Raw genomic sequence first — 1,319 nt, 5'->3', positions numbered from 1 at the left:
TAGCTAAAGCCATCAGTGAAGCATCATGGTCACAATTCAGAGCAATGTTAGAGTATAAATGCAAATGGTATGGCAAACAATTAGTTGTTGTTGGAAAAACATTTGCAAGTTCTCAACTGTGTTCTTGTTGTGGCTATAAAAACAAAGACGTTAAGAATCTCAACCTTCGCGAGTGGGATTGCCCCTCTTGTGGTATGCATCACAATCGAGATATGAACGCAGGACAAAATCTTAAAAACGAAGCGATAAGGCTTCTAACCGTAGGAACTACGGGGATAGCCTAATCAATAACTGGCGGTTACGCTGGTGTTCTTAGGAATCTCCTACTTCAAACAGCTCGTCAGAGTGTTAAGTGGGGGTGGTTCAATTGGGGCAGAATGGGGCAGACTTGGGGCAGGATTTCCTTTATTTTTAGTTATTTAGCACTCTACGCATGTCATTTAATCTCCAAAACCCTTGATGTGATAGGTTTTACCTTCACTTCCACTACAGAGTAATACCCTATGCCACCAGCCTTCTAAGCTGTGGGTCGCAGGTTCGAATCCTGCCTGGGACGTCACTGCATAATAGTTTAATTTTTGATATGTCAAGAGTTTTGACAGATAAGGGATGCTAACACAGATTAGAACACTGTGGGAGCATCTCTTTTTTGGGCTCTACAATATTTGTTGGGGTTTACGAAAAAAAGAACAAAAAAACACATAAACTCAGAGTAAGGAATTTAATTATTAACCTCATTTATGACTCTTATTTGAGGGTAAAGAATTGATCATTCTTGATTCAAGGTTAGTTCAAGAAACAGGAACTAAAGATTATTTTAGTACCTTTTATGCTAAGGAGGGTTATATATTTGATTGATGTCAAAAATAATGGCTTTGAGTTTATAGGTTTTATAAATGCTGGAGAAGAAGAAATAAATAACTTTAAACCTATTGCAGGTTCATATGCAGTAGTAAAGTATGATGATAAATATCTTATATGTTATAACACTTTGAGAAATCAATGGGAATTGCCAGCAGGAAAAAGGGAACAAAATGAGACACCAAAGAAATGTGCTATTAGAGAACTTTATGAGGAAACTGGACAAGTAGTTTCAGATTTGGAATTTAAGGGGTTATTAAAAGTTAAAAATATAATGACTGGAAAAATTAAATTTAACCCAGTTTTCCATACAACATCTGTAGAATTACAACCCTTTAAAGAAAATGATGAAACATCAGAGATAAAACTTTGGGACTTAAAAGAAAAAATAGGTCTTATAGATTCAGTTGATGTGAATATTTTTAAATACGTATAATTAGATTATAGTAAAATGATGC

2 protein-coding genes are annotated in these 1,319 nt (G+C 35.2%); both read left to right on the top strand.

Annotation, left to right across the window (positions count from 1 at the left end; all coding sequences use genetic code 11):
- A partial coding sequence (locus tag G4V62_RS19070) for a zinc ribbon domain-containing protein (RefSeq protein ID WP_165205225.1) occupies positions 1–284 on the top strand: 284 nt, incomplete at its 5' end.
- A gap of 566 nt (positions 285–850) precedes the next feature.
- Positions 851–1,297, top strand: coding sequence for an NUDIX domain-containing protein (locus G4V62_RS19065; RefSeq protein ID WP_165205223.1), 447 nt, complete (start codon positions 851–853; stop codon positions 1,295–1,297).
- Positions 1,298–1,319: the final 22 nt, after the last annotated feature.

This window comes from Litoribacterium kuwaitense, assembly GCF_011058155.1.
In the GTDB taxonomy this organism is placed as follows: domain Bacteria; phylum Bacillota; class Bacilli; order Bacillales; family DSM-28697; genus Litoribacterium; species Litoribacterium kuwaitense.
Note: the sequence above shows the minus strand (reverse complement) of the source record. Positions and strands in the feature narration are given on the sequence as shown.